Genomic DNA, 19,497 nt, shown 5'->3' with positions numbered 1-19,497 from the left:
TCCCAGGCGGGCGCTCAGGCGCGCCCGGCGGCCTTGTCGGCTTCGTACTTGGCCTTGTTCTCGGCATTGGCCGGGTAGAGGCCGGGCAGGGCCACGCCCGACTCGACCTGGACCATGATCCAGGCCTCCAGCCGCTCCTGCTCCACGCTCTCCTCGGTCACCGCGTCCACGATGTCCTTGGGGATGAGGACGCAGCCATCCGCATCGGCCACGATGACGTCCCCCGGGAAGACCGCGACACCGCCGCAGCCGATCGGCTCCTGCCAGCTCACGAAGGTGAGGCCCGCGACGGACGGGGGCGCCGCGCCGCCGGCGCACCAGACCGGCAGGCCGGTGCCGTTCACGCCGGCCACGTCGCGCACCGCGCCGTCGGTGACCAGCGCCGTCACGCCGCGCTTCTTCAGGCGGGCGCAGAGGATGTCGCCGAAGATGCCGGCATCGGTGATGCCCATGGCGTCCGCGACGGCGATGCAGCCCTCGGGCATCGCCTCGATGGCGGCGCGGGTGCTGATCGGGCTCGACCAGCTGGCCGGCGTCGCGAGGTCCTCGCGGGCCGGGACGAAGCGCAGCGTGAAGGCCTCGCCCACCAGGCGCACGCCCTGGGCGGAGGGCGAGAAGGGCGCGGCGCCGCGCATCCAGACGTTGCGGAGACCCTTCTTCAGCAGCACCGTCGTGAGCGTGGCGGTGGTGATCTTCTCGAGCTTGGCCTTGGTGGCGGCGGACAGGGACATGAGGCTTCTCCGGGAACGTCCCTTGCCTGTTATGCCGCGGCCCGGCCGGGGTCAACGCGGGCCGGGCGGGGCAACCCGGGCCTCCCGCCGCGGTTCCTGCCGGCATGACATCCGGGACAGACGCCATGCACCGCCGCAGCCTCGCCACCGGGATCGCCGCGGCGGCCCTGCTGCCCGCCCTCGCCGCCGCGCAGCCCGCGCCGAACGTCACCATTCCAGGCACGCCCTCGGCCCGCGGCGCGGCCGAGCCGTGGCGGGAGGCCCTTTCCACCGGAATCCTGGCGCTGGTGACCAGCCAGCTCGCGGCCACCAAGGCGCAGAACGAGCTGCTGAAGAACTTCGCCGGCTTCGAGGTGGCCGAGCAGCGCTCCGTCATCCAGGCCATGCAGCTCGCGGGCATGGCCGTGCCGCCGCAGCTTCGCCTGGAAGGCGGGGACGCGCGGGTGATGCAGCAGCTGGAGGCCGCATCCGGGGCGGAGTTCGACCGGCTCTATCTGCGCGCGCAGATCGCCGGGCACCAGGAACTGCTGCGGCTGCACAGCGGGATGAGGGCGAGCGGAACGCGGGAGCAGAAGATCATCTCCACCCTCGCCGCCGTGACCGCGGACCAGCACCTGCGCATCCTGCAGGCCATGCAGAACCGTCAGACCTGAAGGCGCCTTGCCGCCTCGGCCGCGACGGCGTCCGGCGCGGCGGCGATGTCGAGGGCCAGCGCCTCCTCGTCGGTCCCGGGCGGCTCCAGCGTGGCGAACTGGCTGGCCATCAGGCTCGGCGGCATGAAGTGTCCCGCGCGGGCGCCCTGCCGCGCGGCGATCAGCGCCGGGGCGCCGGAGAGACGCACCACCGCGAGCCCCGGCACCCAGCCGCGCAACCGGTCGCGATAGCTGCGCTTCAGGGCGGAGCAGGCGATGATGCCGCCCCTCTCCTCCGCGGCCAGCCAGGCGCCGAGCGCGTCGAGCCAGGGCCAGCGGTCGGCATCCGTGAGCGGGATGCCCGCCGACATCCTTTCCACGTTCTCGGGCGGATGAAACGCGTCGGCATCGGCGAAGGGGAGGCCCAGCGCCTCGGCCAGCATCGCCCCGATCGTCGATTTGCCGCAGCCGGAGACGCCCATCACGAGAACGTGGCGCCGAGCCGCCCCCATTTTCCGAGTCGCCGGGCCATCCGGCGCGGCTTGAAGACGCTGCATCATTCCTTCCTCGGCTCCAGATGCCCCCCGAAGCCCTTCCGCATGGCGCTCAGGGCCTTGTCGGCGAAGCTCGCCTCCTGGCGGGAGCGGAAGCGGGTGAAGAGCGCGGCCGCCAGCACGGGCACGGGCACGGCCTGCTCGACGGCCGTGTCCACCGTCCAGCGGCCCTCGCCGCTGTCGCTGACATGGCCGCCGTATTCGGCGAGGTCGGGGTCGTAGGCCAGGGCCTGAGCGGTCAGGTCCAGCAGCCAGGAGGAGACGACCGAGCCGCGCCGCCAGGCCTCGGTGATGTCGGGCAGGTCGAGCGCGAAGGGGGCGGCCCGCATGAGGTCCAGCCCCTCGGCCATGGCCTGCATCATCCCGTACTCGATGCCGTTATGGACCATCTTGGCATAGTGGCCGGCGCCGTTGGGGCCGCAATGCACGTAGCCCCTGGCCGGGCGCGGATCACGGGCCTCGCGGCCCTCGGTGGGCAAGGCCGTGCCCTCGCCGGGGACGAGCGCGGCCAGGATGGGATCGAGCCGCTGCACGACCTGCGCCTCGCCACCGATCATCAGGCAATAGCCGCGCTTCAGCCCCCAGACCCCGCCCGAGGTGCCGATGTCCAGGTAGTGGATTCCACGCGCGGCGGCCTCGGCGCCGCGCCGGGCGGAATCCTTCCAGAAGGAATTCCCGCCCTCGATGAGGATGTCGCCCTCGTGCAGCAGGCCGTGCAGCTCGCGCAAGGTGGTCTCGGTCGCCTCGCCGGCGGGCAGCATGACCCAGACCGCGCGCGGGGAGCTCAGGCTGGCGACGAGCTCGGCCAGGGAGGCGGCGCCCTGCGCGCCCTCGGCGGCCAGCGCGGCGACCGCGGTGCCGTCGCGATCATAGGCGACGCCGACATGCCCCGCCTTCATCACCCGGCGCAGGATATTGGCGCCCATCCGCCCCAGTCCGACCATGCCGAGCTGCATGCGTGTCTCTCCCCGTTGCCGCGAATGCTACACGGCCTGCGGCGCGATGCGAGAGCGCTTCCGCGTCCTTCACTCGCTCGGGACGATGCCCGTCTCCCCATAGGAACGCAGGCAGGCGGGCATCCCCGCCGCGCCCTGTTCGCTGCAGACGACGAAGGCGCGGCGGTCCCGCTCCTGCCGCGACTCCATTGGCGCCGGCGTAGCGGCGGCTGGCGGCTCGGGCACGGCCGCTGCGGGCGCAGCGCTGTCGGGGATGCTCTCCGGCGGGCGCGGGAGGGGCGGCGTGGGAGCCGGCGTGCGCGCGCGCGACGGGGGCCGGCGGCGGCTCTGCGCCTGGCCGGGCTCCGGTGGGGGAGGCGGCGGCGGCGGATCCGCCGCGCAGGCCGCGACGGCCAGCATCAGGAGCACGACCGGCCACCTCATCGGAACTGTCTCCCCCGCCGCGCGCCAAGGCGCGCCTCACGCCTCGAGGAGATACCGCGCCGTCAAGTGGTCCTGGAAGTCCTGAGGATCGAGCGGCTTGCCTGTCGCGGCGCGCAGCAGGTCCTGGAAGCCGAGTCGCGATCCATGGCCGTGGACATTCACGCGCAGCCAGCCGAGCAGCGGCGCCATGTCGCCTTCGGCCAGCGCGGCGTCGAGGCCCGGGGTCGCGGCCCGCGCGGCCTTCATGAGCTGCGCGGCCGCCATGGCGCCGAGCGTGTAGCTCGGGAAATAGCCGAAGCCGCCGTCGTGCCAGTGGATGTCCTGCAGGCAGCCGCGCGCGTCGTCGGGCGGGGTGATGCCGAGGAGGGCGTTCAGCCCCTCGGCCCAGGCGCCGGGAAGGTCGGCGATGGAGAGGCGGCCCTCGATCATCGCGCGCTCCAGCCGGAAGCGCAGGATGACATGCGCGGGATAGGTCAGCTCGTCGGCGTCGACGCGGATGAAGCCGCGCGAGACGTGGCGCCAGAGGCCCGCGAGGTTCCTAACCGAATAGGCGGCCGGATCGCCCCCATAGAGCGCCTGCAGCTCCGGGCCGAGGAACGACAGGAAGGCGTCGGAGCGCGAGGCCTGCATCTCCACGATCAGGCTCTGCGACTCATGCGCCGCCATTCCGGCGGCCTCGCCCACCGGCTGCCGCGCGTGGTCCTCGGGCAGGCCGCGCTCGTAGAGGGCATGGCCGGTCTCGTGCAGGACGCCGAGCAGCGCCTTGGCCGGGTCCGACTCGCTGTAGAAGGTGGTGATCCGAACGTCCGAGGGCGTACCGCCGCAGAAGGGATGGACGCTCTCGTCGAGTCGCGAGTGATCCGCCTCCAGGCCGATCCGCAGCGAGAGGCGGCGGCACAGCTCGCGCTGCTTCTCGATCGGGAAGGGGCCGGGCAGCGGGATGGGCGCGCCGCGGCGCGCCTGGATCTCCTCGGCGCGGGGCAGGGCGTCGCGCAGGGAGGCCTCGTAGGCGTCGAAGACGGGCTCGACCTCGGCGGAGGTGACGCCGCGCTGGTAGCCCTCCATCAGCGAATCATAGGGGGAGAGGCCGGTGACCGCCGAGAGAGCCTGCGCCGTCTCGCGCTGGAGCCGCAGCACCTCCTCCAGATAGGGGCGCACCATGGCGAAGTCCGATTGCGCCTTGGCCTCGCGCCAGACCTTCTCGCAGGCGGAGTTGGCGCGGGTGCTGGCCTCGACCAGCGCGGTGGACAGCGCGGCGGAGCGGGCGTGGCTGCGGCGGATGAGCTCCAGATTGGCCGCGGCCCAGGGCTCTTCGGCGGAAGCCTCCGCGAGGTCCGCTGCCATCCCGGGCGCGGTGAAGAGCTCGTGCGAGAGGCCGGCCAGCGCCGCCAGCTGCTCCCCGCGAGCGGCCCCGCCGCCGCGCGGCATCATGGCACTGGCGTCCCAGTGCAGCATCGCCGCGGCCTCCCCCAGCGCGCCGAGGCGCGACATGCGGTGGGCCAGGCGCTGGTAGGCGGCGTTGCTCATGTCTCGCTCAATCGCTTCCGGGACCAGAGGACGAAGATGGCCACCCAGGCGGCCGCGAGGGCGAACCAGGTGATCGCATAGCCCAGATGGGAATTGGCCGGCTCGGGAAAGGCCGCGGCCGGCTCGGGCAGCGGCCCGCGCGAGGGCGCCGGCGTGGAGCCGAGGCCGGTGGGCGCGGCCGCGACCGCGCGGGGAACGACGACGGTCAGCGCATAGGGCAGGGCGTCCGGAGCCCCGAGCGCAAGCGCGATCGCCCGCGCGTCGAAGGTGTAGAAGCGGCGGCGCGCGGGGTCGTCGGCGGCGGCGAGGGGGTTGTGCTCCGTCGGGCGGGCATAGCCGCTGACGGCGACCTCGCCCTCGGGCCGCTCGACATGGCCGCCCTCCAAGGGCGCCCAGCCCCGGTCGACGAGGAGCGGCGCGGCGCCCGGGCGATCGAGCACGGCGATCAGCCCGGCCCCGAGCACCGTGCCGCGCACTTCCAGCCCGAGCATGGCTTCGGCGCCGGGGCGGAAGCGGCCGGTGGCGGCGATGCGGGCGAAGGGCGGCGTGTCGGCGGCGGGCTCCACGGGCGGCCGCGCCGCGGCGGCCTGCAGCTCGGACAGGATGCTGAGCTTCCATTGCAGCCGCTGGAGCTGCCAGGAGCCCAGGCCGAGCAGGACGGCCAGGATGGGAAGGGCGATGAAGCTCGGCAGGACAATGCGCGGCCAGGGGACGGGACGGCTCACAGGAGGATGTCCGCTGGAAGGGCCGAAGCGCCCTTCGGGTATCCGGCCGCAACGCGGCCGGCGCCGCCCGAACTACGTTTCAGTCCGCGCGACAGCCGCGCGGCGAAGGCAAGGCGGCGGAGCCGCCGCCCGCCGTCTGAGGGCAAGACTAATGCGCCGCGATCTCGCCGACGCCCCACCAGTAGATGGAGACGAAGAGGAAGAGCCACACCACGTCCACGAAATGCCAGTACCAGGCCGCCGCCTCGAGGCCGAAATGCCGCTCCGCCGTGAAGCCGCCGCCCATGGCGCGGAACAGGCAGACCGCCAGGAAGATGGTGCCGACGATCACGTGGAAGCCGTGGAAGCCCGTGGCCAGGAAGAAGGTCGAGGGGTACACGCCGCCGCCGCTGAAGGGGAAGGGCGCGATCGAGTACTCCCAGGCCTGCAGGCTGGTGAAGAGGACGCCCAGGAGCACCGTGAGCGCGAGGCCCTGCACCAGGCCCTTGCGGTTGCCTTCCAGCAGCGAGTGGTGCGCCCAGGTCACCGTGCAGCCCGAGAGCAGCAGGATCATGGTGTTCAGGAAGGGCAGGCTCCAGGGATCGAAGGTGTGGATCCCCGCCGGCGGCCAGATGTTCGCCGTCGAATTGAGAACGTGCTCCGGATAGAGCGCGAAGTGGAAATAGGCCCAGAAGAAGGCGACGAAGAACATCACCTCGGAGGCGATGAAGAGCAGCATGCCGTAGCGCAGGCCGAGGCGCACGACGGGGGTGTGGAAGAAGGGGTTCTTGCTCTCCTTCAGCACGTCGCGCCACCAGCCGAACATGCAGGTGAGCACGCCGAGGACACCGAGGCCCAGGACCCAATGGATGTTGCTATGGGCGAAGAGCACGATGCCGAAAAGCATCGTCCCCGCCGCGAAGGCGGTGATCAGCGGCCAGGGGGAAGGGTCCACCAGGTGGTAGGGGTGCTTGTAAGGGGCGTGCCCCTCGACGTTGCTGGCCATGCTCGATCCTGCGCAGTAGTGGTCCGGCGCGCCTCAGCAGCCGGCGGATTGCGTCGCACCATCCATGGAAACGCCCGGCGAATCAAGGTGCGGGGGCGTGGATATGCGGTCCGGAAGAAGGGCTGGACGCGGTCGCCTCGCGCCCGCTCCGCGGATCTGCCGGGCCCAGGAGCTGGGCCCGGAGGCTGGGCCTATCTCTGGAAGCGCCCGCGTCCCACATGCTCGCCCGCATTGGCCAGCGCGCCCGAGCGCTCCGCGTCGTTCAGGCTGCGGTAGAAGGTGTAGTTGACCGTGATCGTGCGGACCTCCCGCGCCTGCGCGTCGTCCATGATCTTCGGGTCGACCCAGAAGGCGAGCGGCATGTCGACGCGCTGATGCGGCTCCAGCACCTGCTCCTCGAAGCAGAAGCAGGCCGTTTTGTGGAAGTAGCGGCCCACGATCTCGGGCGTGACGTTGTAGGTCGAGACGCCGCTGATCGCCTGCCCGGTCAGGTTCCGCGCCTCGTAGAAGGCCATCCCCTCCTCGCCGAGCCGCAGCTGCATCGACGCCTGCTGCGGGGCGAAGTGCCACGGCAGGGCCGGGTTCGTGTTGGCGTTGAAGCGGATGGTGACGGTGCGCGCCTCGGGCGTCGCGCCGGGGGCCGCCGCGCCCAGCATCGGCTGGCCGCCATAGCCGGTGAGCTGGCAGAACATTGTGTAGAGCGGCACGGCGGCGAAGGAGAGGCCGACCATGAAGGTGACGAAGCCGGCCGCGGCCAGCCCCACGCGCTTGTTTCGCCTTGCCAGGATCGCGGGGTCCGGACGGGGGATCATTGCAGCAGCCTCACCATGGAGACGAGGTAGAACAGCCCGGCGAGCGCGGTGAGCGCGGCCAGGATGGCCCAGTTCCGTCCGCGGCGCCGGCGCTCGAAGACTGCCTTCTCTTCCGGTGTCATGCGAGGAGCAGCCGGTCGGCCGCGAGCGCGCCGAAAAGCAGGAAAAGGTAGAAGATGCTGTACTTGAAGCACTTCCGCGCCGGCGCGTCGCCGGTCAGCGAGACGCCCGCCCCATCCTGCTCGTCGCGCCAGACCAGCCAGGCATGGCGCAGGAAGTTCGCGCCGAGCAGCGCCGCGACGGCGCCGTAGGCGGCCGTGTTGAAGCCCATCCACCAGGGCGCGAGGGTCAGCGGCACCAGCAGGACCGTGTAGATCACCACCTGGCGCCGCGTCTCGCGGGCGCCGGAGATGACCGGCAGCATGGGCACGCCCGCGCGCTCGTAGTCCTGGTGCGCCCAGAGGGACAGGGCCCAGAAATGCGGCGGCGTCCACATGAAGATCATGGCGAAGAGGACCAGCGGCACGGCGTCGATCTGCCCCGTGACGGCGACCCAGCCGATCAGCGGCGGGAAGGCGCCCGCGGCGCCGCCGATGACGATGTTCTGGGGCGTCCGGCGCTTCAGCCACATGGTGTAGATGAAGACGTAGAAGCCGACCGAGCCGGCCAGCACGGCGGCGGCGAGCCAGTTCGTGGCCAGGCCCATCAGCACCACCGAGCCGATGGCGAGCATCACGCCATAGGCCAGCGCCGCGTCGGCGCCGATCCGGCCCATCGGGATGGGCCGCCTCTGCGTGCGCCGCATCACGGCGTCGATGTCGCGGTCGTACCACATGTTGATGGCGCCCGCCGCGCCGGCCGCGATGGTGATGCAGAGGATGGCCGTGGCGGCAAGGATCGGGTGCAGGTGGCCCGGCGCCACCGCCAGCCCGATGATCCCGGTGAAGACGACGAGGGTCAGCACGCGCGGCTTCAGCAGCGTGAACCAGTCCCGCACCTCCGATCCGCCGAACTCCGCGGACGCATCAAAGGGGGCCTGGGCCCCCCCTCCACCGATTGCCGTCATGTCGCTCATATCGGGTTCCGTCAGCCGCCCTGCAATCCGGGGGCGCAATCCGGCGGCACCCTAAAACAGAACGCCCCCGGCGGGAACCGCCGGGGGCGTGGAGCTGCCCTGACCAAAGCTGCAGGATCGGGAGTTACCGGATGCGCGGCAGCTCGTCGAAGGTGTGGAACGGCGGCGGGCTGCTGACCTGCCATTCCAGCGTCGTCGCGCCCTCGCCCCAGTAGTTGGCGCTGGCGGGCACCTTGCGGCGGAAGGTGTCGTACATGACGTAGAAGAAGAACAGGAAGGCCGCGATCGAGATATAGCTGCCCACCGACGCCACCAGATTCCAGCCCCAGAAAGCGTCAGGGTAGTCGGGATAGCGGCGCGGCATGCCCTGGTTGCCCAGGAAGTGCATCGGGAAGAAGGTCAGGTTCACGCCGATGAAGGTGAGCCAGAAATGCAGCTTGCCCAGCTTCTCCGAGTACTGGTAGCCGCTCATCTTGCCGATCCAGTAGTAGATGCCGGCATAGATGCCGAACACCGCGCCCAGGCTCAGCACGTAGTGGAAATGCGCCACGACGTAGTAGGTGTTGTGCAGGATCTGCGTCACGCCGGCATTGGCCAGCACCACGCCCGTCACGCCGCCCACCGTGAAGAGGAAGATGAAGCCGACGGCGAAGAGCATCGGCGTCTCGAGCCGGATGGAGCCGCCCCACATGGTCGCGATCCAGGAGAAGATCTTCACGCCCGTCGGCACGGCGATGACCATCGTCGCGGCCATGAAGTAAGCGCGCGTGTCGACGTCGATGCCCGACTGGTACATGTGGTGCGCCCAGACCACGAAGCCGACCACGCCGATGGCGACCATGGCGTAGGCCATGCCGAGATAGCCGAAGACCGGCTTCTTCGAGAAGGTCGAGATCACGTGGCTGACGATGCCGAAGGCCGGCAGGATCATGATGTACACTTCGGGGTGGCCGAAGAACCAGAACAGGTGCTGGAACAGCACCGGGTCGCCGCCGCCCTCGGGCTTGAAGAAGGCCGTGCCGAAGTTGCGGTCGGTGATCAGCATGGTGATCGCGCCGCCGAGGACGGGCACCGCGAGCAGCAGCAGGAAGGCCGTCACCAGCATCGACCAGACGAAGAGCGGCATCTTATGCAGCGTCATGCCCGGGGCGCGCATGTTGAAGATGGTCGTGATGAAGTTGGCCGCGCCCAGGATCGACGAGGCGCCGGCGAGGTGCAGCGCGAAGAGGGCCATGTCCATCGACATGCCGGGCTGGTACTGGTCGTCCGAGAGCGGCGTGTAGATCGTCCAGCCGGCGCCCGCGCCCTGGCCCACGAACATCGAGCCGCCGAGCAGCAGGAAGGCCGGAACCAGCAGCCAGAAGCTGATGTTGTTCAGGCGGGGGAAGGCCATGTCCGGCGCGCCGATCATGATCGGCACGAACCAGTTGCCGAATCCGCCGATCAGCGCCGGCATGATCACGAAGAACACCATGATCAGGCCGTGGGCCGAGACGTAGACGTTCCACATCTGCCCATCGGAGAAGATCTGCATGCCCGGGCTCTGCAGCTCGAGGCGCATCAGGAAGGAGAGCCCGATGCCGATGATCGCCGCGAAGAGCGAGAAGATGATGTAGAGGGTGCCGATGTCCTTGTGGTTCGTGCTGAAGAACCAGCGGCTCACAAAGCCCGGCGTGTGGTGGTCGTGATCGTCATGCCCATGCGCATCGGCAGAATATGCCATGTCCGGGATTGCCTTTCCTGCTCAGTATCCCGCCCTGGGGACGGGTGAAGCTGATCTGTGTCTGAACCTTGAGGCCGCGCGTCACTGACGCGCGGCGAACTGGACTTCCGTGGGCGCGGCGGCGACGGCGGCGGCGATGGCGGCCGGGGCAGGCGCGGCGCCGGTCGAATCCGCGAAGCGCGTGCGGGCGCTCGCCACCCAGGCGTCGAACTCGGCCTGCGGGACGGCCCGGATCACGATCGGCATATAGGCGTGGTTGGTGCCGCAGATCTGGTTGCACTGGCCGTAGAAGGTGCCGGTGTGGTCGGCGCGCATCCAGGTCTCGATGGTGCGGCCCGGGATGGAATAGCGCTGCACGCCCAGCGAGGGGATGAAGAAGCTGTGGATCACGTCCTGGCCATGCGTCATCACGCGGATCGTGCGGTTAACCGGAATCACCAGCGGCTCGTCGACTTCGAGGTTGCGCAGCTGGCCGGGCTTCAGGTCGGCATCGGCGACCATGCGGCTGTCGAAGTTGAAGTTGCCGTTGTCCGGGAAGGCGTAGTTCCAGTACCACTGCCGTCCGGTCACGTTGATGGTGAGATCGGCGTCGCGGGCGCGATCCTGGTAGTAGATGAGCCGGAAGGACGGGATCGCGATCACCAGCAGGATCAGCACCGGGATGACCGTCCAGGCGATCTCAAGCACGGTGTTGTGGCTGTTCTGCGACGGGACCGGGTTCGCCTTGGCGTTGTACTTCCACAGGCACCAGGCGAGCAGAGCCGCCACGAAGATCGTGATGATCACGATGATCCAGAGCAGCAGATCGTTGAAGTCGTGGATGCGCTCCTTGATGGGGCCGGCCGCGGCCTGCAGGCCGATCCCCCAGTTGTGAGGAGCGCCGACCATGTCCTGCGCCTGAGCCGTCCCCAGCTTGGCGATTCCCAGGCTCGCTGCCGCGAGCATGGCCAATCCGAAATTCCGTCCGATACGCCCGATCACGCCGTCGCACCCTGCCTTCAACTGGAGGCGGCACCCGGGAGGGGCCGCCCGGCAACCCCATTGGCCGCCTTTTTCAAGCGTATCGCGTCCCTTCGCTCCGAGGAAACCCGGGGGGATTCCAGGGGCGAACGGCAGCACGCCGCGCGCGGACCATAGAAGCTCGAAAAAGCGGCCACAAGCCTCGCTGCGCCGCGGAAGCATTGAATTTCCGCGAATTCAGCCCGCCTCGATCAGCTCGCTCTCGCCGCCCTCGGCCACATGGTCGACCATGTCGGTCAGCATGGATCGGATGTGGGGATCGCCGACCATGTAGAACACTTGCCGGCCCCGCCGGTCGGCCTGGAGGAGGCGCGCCGCGCGCAGCAGCCGCAGGTGGTGCGAGACCAGGCTGGGCGAGATGGACAGCATCTCCGCCGTCGCGCCGACCGAAACCGGCTGGTCCAGGCAGGCGAGGATGATCTTCAGCCGCGTGGGGTCGCTCATCAGGCGGAACATCTCCGCGAGCTCCACCACCTCGTCCTCGTCGATGCGCACGCCTGTCGCCATGGCGACAGCTTCGTCCGCGCGGCCGCGCATTACAAGCCTGAACGTAGCAAAGGCTTGATTTGATTAGGGATGAAGAGATGAATACCTGTTCAGGGATCGCTCTATTTCGCCAGCGGCCCCGCGCGCGTGGGCCCGATAACGTCGGGGTCAGCCCGGGTTCTTGACCTCGACGAGCGTGAAGAGCGACAGCGGCCGGCAGGATTCCATCCGCTCGATCGTCACTTCCGAACGGTCGAGCAGGTCGCTCAGCATGAAGTCGGGATGCCAGCCCAGGATCCGCGCCAGCGGAGCGGTGCTGCGCTCCAGCCACCAGCGGAAGCCGGAATCCGCGGCAAAATGATTCACGAAGAGCAGATGCCCGCCCGGCCGCACCACGCGCGACATCTCGGCGAAGAGCTTCTTCGCGTCGGGAACGACGGAGGCGGTGAACATGGCCACCGCGATGTCGAAGCTGCCATCGGCGAAGGCGGTGTTCTCCGCATCCATCTCGAGCAGCCCATGGACCGCCGTCAGGCGATCCTGTGTCACGCGCTCCTGCGCCTTCAGCAGCATCTCGCGGGAAAGGTCGATGCCCACCACGTCGAGGTCGCGGCGGTAATGCGGCAGAGCCAGCCCGGTCCCGACGCCGACCTCGAGCACGCGCCGGCCCGCCGTCTGCGACAGGCGATTGACGGCGGCCACGGCGCTGCGCCGTCCAAAGGCGGAAACACCACCGAAAACAACGTCGTAGACACCTGCCCAGCGGCGGTACGCATCGCGCACGGAAGCCGCGTCCAGCGACGCGCGAGGGTGGGCACGCTCACCCTCCGAAAGGCCGATGATGGAAATGTGACTCGTCCCTCTGGTCCTCGGTTGCCGGGTTACTCCTCGCCCCCCGCACACGCAACCGCTTTGTGTCCGTCAGGTTTCCGTCCCGCTGCCGCGCCGCTGCGGCAAGGCCGTGAGCACGCCGCCCGCCGCGATGATCGCCGCGCCCAGCAGCGTCAGAGCATCCGGCCAGTCGGCGAAGACCAGCACCCCGGCCACGCTCGCCCAGACGAGCTGGGTGTAGGACAGCGGCGCCAGCAGGCTCGCCGGCGCGCGGGCATAGGCCAGCACCAGGAGCCCATGGCCGATGCCGCCCATCACGCCCACGGCCATCAGGGCCGTCCATTCCCAGGCGCTGGGCGCGACGAAGACGAAGGGCTGCATCAGGGAGGTCGCGAGGCTGGCCGCGACGCCGGTGTGCAGGATCGTGACGCGGCTGTCGTCCAGCGCCGCCAGCCTGCGGGTGAGGATCTGGTAGAAGCCGAACAGGGTCGCCGTGCCGAGCGGCAGGAGATAGGCCCAGTGCAGCGGCGCGCCGGTCAGGAAGGGCGGCCGGAGCGCGACCATCACGCCCAGGAACCCGAGCGCCACGCCGCACCAGCGCCGCGCCGAGACGCGCTCGCGGAGGAGGATCGCGGCCAGGGCCACGGTGATCAGCGGCGAGGCGAAGCCCACCGCCGTCGCGTCCACCAGCGGGATATGGGCCAACGCCTCGGTGAAGAGGAGGCTGCAGGCCATCAGGATCAGCGAGCGCAGCGCCTGCAGGCCGGGCGCCCGCGAGCGCCAGGGCAGCCGGCCGGAGGTGACCCGGAGCAGCAGCGCGACGGTGAGGAAGGAGAAGAAGAACCGCGCCCAGATGATCTGCACGACCGAGAACTGGACGGTCATGAGCTTCAGCGTGGTGTCCATCACCACGAAGATCATCAGGGCACAAAGCTGTAGAATCACGCCCTTGAGGGTCATGGGTCGCTCTCAGGCGCAGAGGATCGCGCTCACCTCGGATGGAGCGACCGTAACAAGGCCCGAGGTCGAATGGCAGGCGCGCGGAGCGCGCGCCCGCCGCTCGAGGGCGTGAATTACGCCGCGTCCTCGCGGCGATCCTTCACGCGGACATAGGCCAGCGCCGCGTGCTCGGTGCAGTAGGGCTTGCCGGGCATCGCGCCGGCGCAGCAGAAATGGAAGCCTTCGGTGCCCGGCTCGCCCAGGGGCCAGCAGCAGGTCTTGGCGCTGACGCGGGGAAAAGCCCGCACCACCGCGACCGGCTTCGGCACCGGAGCCACCGCGACGGGCGCCGCCGCGATGACGATCCGGGGCTCCTCTCGCCGGGGCATCGACGGCATGGCTGCGCGCAGCGGCGGCAGGGTCGGCCGCCGGCCGGTCGCGACAGGCCGCGGCGCGGCAGGGTCCCGCCGGATCGGGCTGGGCCGGGCCGGCAGCTGGAGCCGGTGCGCCTTGCCGACCACGGCGTTCTTCGAGACGCCCATCCGGCGCCCGATCTCCGCGGTCGAATGCCCCTCGGCCCAGAGAGCCCGGAGGCGGTCGATCGATTCCGTCGTCCAGTCCATTGCGTTAGTCCCCTGCCTGACACCATATAGAGTATTCAAACTGGGGCTTGACACACAAGCCCTGGATTATGCCGAGTCGCCAGAAACTTGTGGAAAAGCCTTGGCATCAAGCTTTCAAGTCAGCGTCGAGGAATTTGCGCGGGTTATGAATCACTTGGCGCCCGCCGCCCAGTCTTGACGGCGCCCGAACCGCCTCGGCAGAGCGCCCGAAGGTCTCTAGCGGCCCCGGATCAGGACGTAGTTGACCGTCAGGTCGATGACGACATTGGGGTCGGAACCGGGCGGGAAGGTGGGCAGCCGCGCCCCGTTGAAGGGATAGGTCGTCCCGAAGTTCAGCGAGGGCGAGGTGGAGGGCCCCACCAGCTGCACGTTGCGCACCGTGCCGTCCGCCGCGGCCGTGATCCGCACGCGCACCTGCCCGTCCTCGCCCCGCATGATGGCTTGCTGCGAATAATGGATGTTCTGGTCCAGCCAGCGCCGGAAGGCCGCGCGCCAGTCGGCGCCCACATTCGCGCCGGTCACGCGCACGGACGGGTCGCGCGTCGCCCGGCCCTCCATCATCCGCGGATCGACCCGGAGATCGAGCCCGCGCGACTGCTGGCGCCCTGCCGGCGGCGTCTGGGGCCGGCCGAGCTGCACGCCGCCCGGGGCCCAGATGCCCGGAAGGCTGGGTCGGGGCGGCTGCGCCTGCTGCGCGGGCGGCGTCGGGCGCTGCTGGGGCTGGGGCTGGGGCGGGGCCGGCGGCGGGGGAGGCGGCGGCGGCGGCGGCAGGCTCTCGGACAGGCGATCGGGCAGGCGGATCTCGGTCTGCGGGGCGAAGAGCTCCACCGTCCCCTGCATCTGCGGCATGGGCGCCGGCTCCATTGGCGGCAGCGCGGCCGGCGGCAGGGGTACGTCCTGCGGGATCCGCGGCGTTGGCGGGGGAAGCGGCGGCTGCGGCAGGGCCAGCTGCGCCGGGCTGGGCGGCGGCGGCGCGGGCGGCTGCGGCAGCGACGGCTGTGGAGGCGGCGGCAGGCCGGGCTGAGGCGGCGCGTCCGGCGGCGGCGGCACGTCGGCCGTCGAGGGCGGTTCGGGCGGCACGGGCTCGGTCGGCACGCCTTCGGTCGGATCGGCTTCGGCCTGCTGTGGCTGGCCGCCCTCGAAGACGACATCGAAGCTCGGCGGCGGCAGCTGATCCTGCGGCTTGCGCGGATCGGGCCAGAAATAGAGCGCCAGCGCCAGCAGCACATGCCCGAGCACCGAGCCCAGGAACCAGGCGGGGAAGCCGAGGGGGCTGCGCTCCGGCGGCCGGGTGCTCCAGCGCGGCCTTGCGGCGGCCGGGCGCCAGGCCGGCGGCGCCGGCTCCCGCCGCGCCGTCACGCGCCGCCGCGCACCGAAGCGCGTGCGAGGCCGAAGGCGAGGGGGGCTGTGGTTCGGGCGCGTCACGCCACGGGGCCGGACATCCGCCCGCAATATCGCAAATCCGTCTCCCTGCGAATCGCTGTCAGGTGACGAAGTGTTCCCCATGTCCATCGTGTCACCGGGAGCCCGCACCGTGCCGCTGCATCGCCGAAGCCTTTTCGCCGCCCCCCTGCTCGCGCCCGCCCTCGCGCGGGCGCAGGACTTCGAGACCGTCCCGTCCCGGCGCGGCGCCTTCCGGTTCCGCGTCTTCGCCAGCGGGCTGGAGAACCCCTGGGGCGGCGGCTTCCTGCCGGACGGCCGCCTTCTTGTCACCGAGCGCCCCGGCCGCGTGCGGCTGGTCTCGCCGGAGGGGCAGGTCTCGGCGCCGCTGGCCGGCCTGCCGGAGGTGGAGGATTCCGGCCAGGGCGGCCTGCTGGACATCCAACCCGCGCCGGATTTCGCAGCCACCTCCGAGGTCTTCTTCTCGGCCGCGACGCGGGTGCAGGGCGGGGCGCTGACCCGGCTCTACCGCGCCCGGCTCCGGGGAGACCGCCTCACGCAGGTCCTGGCCGTGGTGGACGCGGCGCCGGCCCAGGCGCGCGGGCGCAACCATTTCGGCGGCCGCATCGCCTTCAGCCCGGACGGCGCGCATCTCTTCCTGACCTGCGGGGACCGCTACAACGAGCGCGGGCGCGCGCAGCAGATGGACGACCTGGCCGGGAAGATCCTGCGGCTCACCCGGGACGGCCGCATCCCGCGCGACAACCCCTTCGCGGGGCGGCCCGGCCATCGGGGGGAGATCTGGACCTACGGCCACCGCAATCCGCAGGGCATCGCCTTCCATCCCGCGACCGGCAGCCTCTTCGCCGCCGAATTCGGCCCGCTCGGCGGCGACGAACTGAACCTGCTGCGGCCCGGCGAGCAATATGGCTGGCCAGAGGTCTCCTACGGCCGGGAATATTCCGGCCGGCCGATCGCGAATGGCCGCACCTCGGGCCCGGGCATCACCGAGCCGGTGAAGTACTGGGCTCCCGCCGTCAGCCCCTCCGGCCTCGCCTTCGCGCCTCCCGACGCGCAGCCGATCTGGCGCGGCAGCCTCTTCATGGCCTGCCTGAACACGCCGGGCCTGCTGCGGATGGAGATGGACGGCGACCGCGTGTCCTCGGAGGAGCGGCTGCTCTGGGGCCGCGCGCGGATGCGCCACGTGATCTTCGCCCCCGATGGCGCGCTGCTGCTGCTCACCGACGAGCCGCGCGGCCGGATCCTGCGGCTGGAGGCGGCGTGACCGGCCCGGCCCGTCTTCCCCTTCTTCCGCTCTCGGGCGAGTGTGCGGCCGTAGCCCCGCAGGAGCCGGCATGACCGACACGCATTTCTACGATCCGCGCCAGGGCCACGGCCTGCCGCACGACCCCTTCAAGGCTATCGTCGCGCCGCGCCCGATCGGCTGGATCACCACCGTCGACAAGCTGGGCCGCGTGAACCTCGCGCCCTACAGCTTCTTCAACGCGCTGAGCGGCCGCCCGCCGATCGTCGCCTATTCGAGCGAGAGCTATAAGGACAGCGTCCGCAACGTCGAGGAGACGGGCGAGTTCGTCTGCAGCTTCGTCACCCGCGAGCTGGCCGAGGCGATGAACGAGACCTGCCGCGGCGTGCCGCATGGCGTGAACGAGATGGAGCTCGCGGACCTCGACGCCGCGCCCTCCACCAGCGTGAAGCCGCCCCGAGTCGCCGCCGCGCCGGCCGCGCTGGAGTGCAAGGTGCTGCAGATCCTGCGCATGAAGGACCTGGAGGGGAAGCAGCTCGAAAGCCATGTCGTCATCGGCCAGGTCACCGGGGTGCACATGCGCCGCGAATTCCTGAAGGACGGCATCTTCGACACGGCCGCCGCGCGCCCGATCGCGCGCTGCGGCTATCGCGGCGACTATGCGGAGGTGACGAGCCTCTTCGAGATGATCCGGCCGGCCGACTGAGCGCCCCTGGCAGAAGACTCAGGCGAGCGGCGCCGCCGGCGTCGCTGCCGCCAGCGCCGCGCGCAGCTCCGCCTCCTTCGTCTCGTCGAAGGAGCTGCGCAGGATGGTGCCGCCGGTGCCCTGCAACTCGGCCATCACCTTGTCGGTCGTCATCTTGCGGATCAGCAGGAAGAGCGCGGCATTGCCCGAATGCAGGGTCTTCGCCGCGTCCTTCATGAAGGCGTCGTTGATGCCGAGGTCGGTGAGCTTGCCGCCCAGCGCGCCCGAGGCGGCGCCGAGAGCCGCACCCGCCAGCGGCATCAGGAAGATCAGCCCGATCAGCGAGCCCCAGAGCGCGCCCGAGGCGGCACCGGCGGCGACGGGCTGGAAGAGCTGGTTCAGCTTCACGCTGCCGTCAGCCTGCTTCACCGCGACCACCGCATCGCCCAGCTCGATCAGGTACTCGCGCTGAAGGCCGAACAGCCTGGTGCGGACTTCCTCGGCCTGGGCCTCGGTGGGAAATTCGATGACGAGAAGATCAGCCATGGGATGCCTTCCTGGGTTTCGTACGGCCCAGTTTAGCATCCCACAGCATCATAGTGGTTTGAAGAATCAGCGCGCCGTCGCCGCCAGCCAGCCGCCGCCCGTCACCAGCAGGAGCGCCGCGGCCACGTTCCAGCTCAGCGCCCCGTTGCCGGCCGCGATCAGCAGCAGCGTGGAGGCCACCGGCACCGCATAGGCGAGCGTGCCGAGCAGGCGCGGGTCACCGCGCTTCATCCCGAAATCCCAGAGGAAGAAGGCCGCGCCGACCGGCCCGAGCCCAAGGACCAGCGCGGCGAGGGCCTGGCGCGCATCGGGCATGACGCTCGGCTCCAAGGCCAGATGCGCGGCCGCCGCCAGCACGGCCGAGGCGGCGCAGAAGCCGGCCACCGCCTCGGTCGGTACGGCGGCGAGGCGCTTGGCCGTCACCGAATAGGTGGACCAGGTGAGCGCGCAGCCCGCCGCGCAGAGAAAGCCGAACCAGGCCTCGGCGGGGAAGCGCGCGCCGCCGCCCAGCAGCACGAGACTGCCGAGGAAGCCGAGCGCCACGCCCGCGAGCCGCCGCGGCCCGAGCCGCATCCCGAGGATCGGCGCGGAGAGCAGCACGATCAGCAGCGGCCACAGATAGTTGAGCAGGTTGGCCTCGACCGCCGGCGCATAGGCCAGCGCCGCGAAGTAGAGCGCGTGATAACCGAAGAGCCCGCCCACCCCATGCAGCCAGACGATCGGCGGCTGGCGCAGCACGCCGAGCTGTCCGCGCAAGGCCAGCATGGCGAGGCCGAGCCCCCCCGCGACGCAGAAGCTCATCGCGGTGAGCTGGAGCGGCGGCACCCCCGCCGCCAGCCGCGACAGCAGCGCCAGGAAGGCCCAGAGGATCAGGGCGCCGACGCCGGCGAGCGTGGCGCTCAAAGGAATCATTCCGGGCGGGGCAGGGGCTTGTAGGGCAGGGGGGCGAAGCGTGTGGTGAAGAACTGCATCTTCTGCCAGACGCCTTCCTTCACATAGGGATCCTCAGCCCAGAAGGCGCGCGCCTCCGCCTCGGTCGCGTGCCTGGTGATAGCGATGGAGCCGACCATCTCGCCCTTCGCATTCAGCAGCGCGCCGCCCAAGGTGAGCGTGCCGTCCTTTGCGAGCCCCGAAACCCGGTCGAAATGCGCGCCGCGCGCGGCAATCCGCTTCGCCACCGCGTTCTCGCCATCCTCGGCGATCACGACGCTGTGCGTGGGCTTGTCCGGCATAGGGCCGCCCGGCAGCGGCTGGTATTCGAGAGGCGCGATGCGGAAGGGCCGCGCCTCGTAGCTCTGCCAGACGCCCTCGCGCGCGAAGGGCTCCTCGGAGAGGTACTCCTTCGCGCCCACCTCGTCCTCGTCGAGGAACATGATGGAGCCAGCGATGGAACCATCCGCGCGGAAGGTCGGGAAGCCGAGCTGCAGCCGCCCTGCCTTCGCCCAGCGCGTGATGACCTCGAGGTGCCGGTCGCGCACGGCCATGCGCCGACCGAGCGCATGCTTGTCCGTGCCGTCCCATGCGATGATGACGTAGCCCATGTTCTTCCGCCCTCACTCGCCGGGCGCCGCCTCCGGCGG

At 70.5% G+C, this 19,497-nt stretch carries 23 protein-coding genes; 3 read left to right on the top strand and 20 right to left on the bottom strand.

Features of this window, described 5'->3' with window-relative positions; translation table 11 throughout:
• Window positions 1–14: 14 nt before the first annotated feature.
• Entirely contained in the window at window positions 15–731 is a 717-nt protein-coding gene (locus EJV46_RS19640; RefSeq protein ID WP_131550404.1) for a ribonuclease activity regulator RraA, read from the bottom strand.
• 125 nt (window positions 732–856) lie between these two features.
• Here EJV46_RS19640 and EJV46_RS19635 point away from each other — a divergent pair, with 125 nt between their 5' ends.
• Window positions 857–1,384: a DUF4142 domain-containing protein gene (locus EJV46_RS19635; protein ID WP_165585623.1), complete on the top strand. Its 528-nt coding sequence runs from the start codon at window positions 857–859 to the stop codon at window positions 1,382–1,384.
• Here the strand turns inward: EJV46_RS19635 and EJV46_RS19630 are convergent.
• The 16 genes from EJV46_RS19630 to EJV46_RS23100 all read right to left on the bottom strand — a co-directional run bounded on the left by EJV46_RS19630 (window position 1,375) and on the right by EJV46_RS23100 (window position 15,467).
• Window positions 1,375–1,920: a gluconokinase gene (locus tag EJV46_RS19630; protein WP_240782660.1), complete on the bottom strand. Its 546-nt coding sequence runs from the start codon at window positions 1,918–1,920 to the stop codon at window positions 1,375–1,377. The genes EJV46_RS19635 and EJV46_RS19630 overlap by 10 nt on opposite strands.
• Complete coding sequence (gene gnd / locus EJV46_RS19625; protein WP_131550402.1) at window positions 1,920–2,873, bottom strand: phosphogluconate dehydrogenase (NAD(+)-dependent, decarboxylating); 954 nt, start codon at window positions 2,871–2,873, stop codon at window positions 1,920–1,922. Before gnd ends, EJV46_RS19630 begins: the two co-directional genes overlap by 1 nt.
• Window positions 2,874–2,942: 69 nt before the next feature.
• Window positions 2,943–3,296, bottom strand: coding sequence for a hypothetical protein (locus EJV46_RS19620; RefSeq protein WP_131550401.1), 354 nt, complete (start codon window positions 3,294–3,296; stop codon window positions 2,943–2,945).
• 36 nt (window positions 3,297–3,332) lie between these two features.
• Window positions 3,333–4,823, bottom strand: a complete 1,491-nt coding sequence (locus EJV46_RS19615) for a carboxypeptidase M32 (protein ID WP_131550400.1) — start codon at window positions 4,821–4,823, stop codon at window positions 3,333–3,335.
• The gene (locus EJV46_RS19610; protein ID WP_131550399.1) at window positions 4,820–5,548 is read right to left on the bottom strand and encodes an SURF1 family protein; all 729 of its coding nucleotides are present in this window, start codon (window positions 5,546–5,548) and stop codon (window positions 4,820–4,822) included. The genes EJV46_RS19615 and EJV46_RS19610 overlap by 4 nt, the downstream gene beginning before the upstream one ends.
• A 148-nt stretch (window positions 5,549–5,696) precedes the next feature.
• Window positions 5,697–6,533, bottom strand: a complete 837-nt coding sequence (locus tag EJV46_RS19605) for a cytochrome c oxidase subunit 3 (RefSeq protein ID WP_131550398.1) — start codon at window positions 6,531–6,533, stop codon at window positions 5,697–5,699.
• A gap of 191 nt (window positions 6,534–6,724) precedes the next feature.
• Complete coding sequence (locus EJV46_RS19600; RefSeq protein ID WP_240782659.1) at window positions 6,725–7,345, bottom strand: cytochrome c oxidase assembly protein; 621 nt, start codon at window positions 7,343–7,345, stop codon at window positions 6,725–6,727.
• Window positions 7,342–7,467, bottom strand: a complete 126-nt coding sequence (locus tag EJV46_RS23440; RefSeq protein WP_255466113.1) for a hypothetical protein — start codon at window positions 7,465–7,467, stop codon at window positions 7,342–7,344. Before EJV46_RS23440 ends, EJV46_RS19600 begins: the two co-directional genes overlap by 4 nt.
• The gene (locus tag EJV46_RS19595; protein WP_240782671.1) at window positions 7,464–8,411 is read right to left on the bottom strand and encodes a heme o synthase; all 948 of its coding nucleotides are present in this window, start codon (window positions 8,409–8,411) and stop codon (window positions 7,464–7,466) included. Before EJV46_RS19595 ends, EJV46_RS23440 begins: the two co-directional genes overlap by 4 nt.
• Window positions 8,412–8,544: 133 nt before the next feature.
• Complete coding sequence (ctaD, locus tag EJV46_RS19590) at window positions 8,545–10,143, bottom strand: cytochrome c oxidase subunit I (protein WP_131550396.1); 1,599 nt, start codon at window positions 10,141–10,143, stop codon at window positions 8,545–8,547.
• An 81-nt stretch (window positions 10,144–10,224) separates the two neighbouring features.
• Window positions 10,225–11,088: a cytochrome c oxidase subunit II gene (coxB, locus tag EJV46_RS19585; protein WP_131550497.1), complete on the bottom strand. Its 864-nt coding sequence runs from the start codon at window positions 11,086–11,088 to the stop codon at window positions 10,225–10,227.
• A 252-nt stretch (window positions 11,089–11,340) separates the two neighbouring features.
• Entirely contained in the window at window positions 11,341–11,670 is a 330-nt protein-coding gene (locus EJV46_RS19580) for a helix-turn-helix transcriptional regulator (protein ID WP_131550496.1), read from the bottom strand.
• 147 nt (window positions 11,671–11,817) lie between these two features.
• On the bottom strand, window positions 11,818–12,351 hold the full coding sequence (locus EJV46_RS19575; RefSeq protein ID WP_240782658.1) for a class I SAM-dependent methyltransferase: 534 nt from the start codon (window positions 12,349–12,351) through the stop codon (window positions 11,818–11,820).
• Between the two features lie 219 nt (window positions 12,352–12,570).
• Complete coding sequence (locus tag EJV46_RS19570) at window positions 12,571–13,440, bottom strand: DMT family transporter (protein ID WP_131550395.1); 870 nt, start codon at window positions 13,438–13,440, stop codon at window positions 12,571–12,573.
• A 113-nt stretch (window positions 13,441–13,553) separates the two neighbouring features.
• Window positions 13,554–14,042 (bottom strand): GcrA family cell cycle regulator, encoded by a 489-nt coding sequence (locus tag EJV46_RS19565; RefSeq protein ID WP_131550394.1) that lies wholly within the window; start codon window positions 14,040–14,042, stop codon window positions 13,554–13,556.
• Between the two features lie 216 nt (window positions 14,043–14,258).
• Entirely contained in the window at window positions 14,259–15,467 is a 1,209-nt protein-coding gene (locus EJV46_RS23100) for a TonB family protein (protein ID WP_206020880.1), read from the bottom strand.
• Window positions 15,468–15,546: 79 nt separating this feature from the next.
• Here EJV46_RS23100 and EJV46_RS19555 point away from each other — a divergent pair, with 79 nt between their 5' ends.
• Window positions 15,547–16,707 (top strand): PQQ-dependent sugar dehydrogenase, encoded by a 1,161-nt coding sequence (locus tag EJV46_RS19555; protein WP_131550392.1) that lies wholly within the window; start codon window positions 15,547–15,549, stop codon window positions 16,705–16,707.
• A 70-nt stretch (window positions 16,708–16,777) separates the two neighbouring features.
• On the top strand, window positions 16,778–17,392 hold the full coding sequence (locus tag EJV46_RS19550) for a flavin reductase family protein (protein ID WP_131550391.1): 615 nt from the start codon (window positions 16,778–16,780) through the stop codon (window positions 17,390–17,392).
• Window positions 17,393–17,410: 18 nt separating this feature from the next.
• Here EJV46_RS19550 and EJV46_RS19545 read toward each other — a convergent pair whose 3' ends face one another.
• The 3 genes from EJV46_RS19545 to EJV46_RS19535 form a co-directional block, all read right to left on the bottom strand.
• On the bottom strand, window positions 17,411–17,917 hold the full coding sequence (locus EJV46_RS19545) for a DUF1269 domain-containing protein (RefSeq protein WP_131550390.1): 507 nt from the start codon (window positions 17,915–17,917) through the stop codon (window positions 17,411–17,413).
• Window positions 17,918–17,983: 66 nt separating this feature from the next.
• Window positions 17,984–18,829, bottom strand: a complete 846-nt coding sequence (locus EJV46_RS19540) for a DMT family transporter (protein WP_131550389.1) — start codon at window positions 18,827–18,829, stop codon at window positions 17,984–17,986.
• The gene (locus EJV46_RS19535; RefSeq protein ID WP_131550388.1) at window positions 18,826–19,458 is read right to left on the bottom strand and encodes a YciI family protein; all 633 of its coding nucleotides are present in this window, start codon (window positions 19,456–19,458) and stop codon (window positions 18,826–18,828) included. Before EJV46_RS19535 ends, EJV46_RS19540 begins: the two co-directional genes overlap by 4 nt.
• Window positions 19,459–19,497 lie beyond the last annotated feature (39 nt).

The sequence above is a fragment of the Roseococcus sp. SYP-B2431 genome (genome assembly GCF_004336745.1).
Classification (GTDB): domain Bacteria; phylum Pseudomonadota; class Alphaproteobacteria; order Acetobacterales; family Acetobacteraceae; genus Roseococcus.
This window is presented reverse-complemented; position numbering and strand designations above follow the sequence as displayed.

Excerpts from the sequence above, each read along its gene's own strand:
- EJV46_RS19565 (WP_131550394.1), bottom strand. The coding sequence starts at position 14,042 with ATGGACTGGACGACGGAATCGATCGACCGCCTCCGGGCTCTCTGGGCC.
- EJV46_RS19635 (WP_165585623.1), top strand. The coding sequence starts at position 857 with ATGCACCGCCGCAGCCTCGCCACCGGGATCGCCGCGGCGGCCCTGCTG.
- EJV46_RS19540 (WP_131550389.1), bottom strand. The coding sequence starts at position 18,829 with ATGATTCCTTTGAGCGCCACGCTCGCCGGCGTCGGCGCCCTGATCCTC.
- coxB (WP_131550497.1), bottom strand. The coding sequence starts at position 11,088 with ATGCTCGCGGCAGCGAGCCTGGGAATCGCCAAGCTGGGGACGGCTCAG.
- EJV46_RS19535 (WP_131550388.1), bottom strand. The coding sequence starts at position 19,458 with ATGGGCTACGTCATCATCGCATGGGACGGCACGGACAAGCATGCGCTC.
- EJV46_RS19615 (WP_131550400.1), bottom strand. The coding sequence starts at position 4,823 with ATGAGCAACGCCGCCTACCAGCGCCTGGCCCACCGCATGTCGCGCCTC.
- EJV46_RS19605 (WP_131550398.1), bottom strand. The coding sequence starts at position 6,533 with ATGGCCAGCAACGTCGAGGGGCACGCCCCTTACAAGCACCCCTACCAC.
- EJV46_RS19550 (WP_131550391.1), top strand. The coding sequence starts at position 16,778 with ATGACCGACACGCATTTCTACGATCCGCGCCAGGGCCACGGCCTGCCG.
- EJV46_RS19600 (WP_240782659.1), bottom strand. The coding sequence starts at position 7,345 with ATGATCCCCCGTCCGGACCCCGCGATCCTGGCAAGGCGAAACAAGCGC.
- EJV46_RS19595 (WP_240782671.1), bottom strand. The coding sequence starts at position 8,411 with ATGACGGCAATCGGTGGAGGGGGGGCCCAGGCCCCCTTTGATGCGTCC.
- EJV46_RS19580 (WP_131550496.1), bottom strand. The coding sequence starts at position 11,670 with ATGGCGACAGGCGTGCGCATCGACGAGGACGAGGTGGTGGAGCTCGCG.
- gnd (WP_131550402.1), bottom strand. The coding sequence starts at position 2,873 with ATGCAGCTCGGCATGGTCGGACTGGGGCGGATGGGCGCCAATATCCTG.
- EJV46_RS19640 (WP_131550404.1), bottom strand. The coding sequence starts at position 731 with ATGTCCCTGTCCGCCGCCACCAAGGCCAAGCTCGAGAAGATCACCACC.
- ctaD (WP_131550396.1), bottom strand. The coding sequence starts at position 10,143 with ATGGCATATTCTGCCGATGCGCATGGGCATGACGATCACGACCACCAC.
- EJV46_RS19570 (WP_131550395.1), bottom strand. The coding sequence starts at position 13,440 with ATGACCCTCAAGGGCGTGATTCTACAGCTTTGTGCCCTGATGATCTTC.
- EJV46_RS19555 (WP_131550392.1), top strand. The coding sequence starts at position 15,547 with ATGTCCATCGTGTCACCGGGAGCCCGCACCGTGCCGCTGCATCGCCGA.
- EJV46_RS19545 (WP_131550390.1), bottom strand. The coding sequence starts at position 17,917 with ATGGCTGATCTTCTCGTCATCGAATTTCCCACCGAGGCCCAGGCCGAG.
- EJV46_RS23440 (WP_255466113.1), bottom strand. The coding sequence starts at position 7,467 with ATGACACCGGAAGAGAAGGCAGTCTTCGAGCGCCGGCGCCGCGGACGG.
- EJV46_RS19620 (WP_131550401.1), bottom strand. The coding sequence starts at position 3,296 with ATGAGGTGGCCGGTCGTGCTCCTGATGCTGGCCGTCGCGGCCTGCGCG.
- EJV46_RS19630 (WP_240782660.1), bottom strand. The coding sequence starts at position 1,920 with ATGCAGCGTCTTCAAGCCGCGCCGGATGGCCCGGCGACTCGGAAAATG.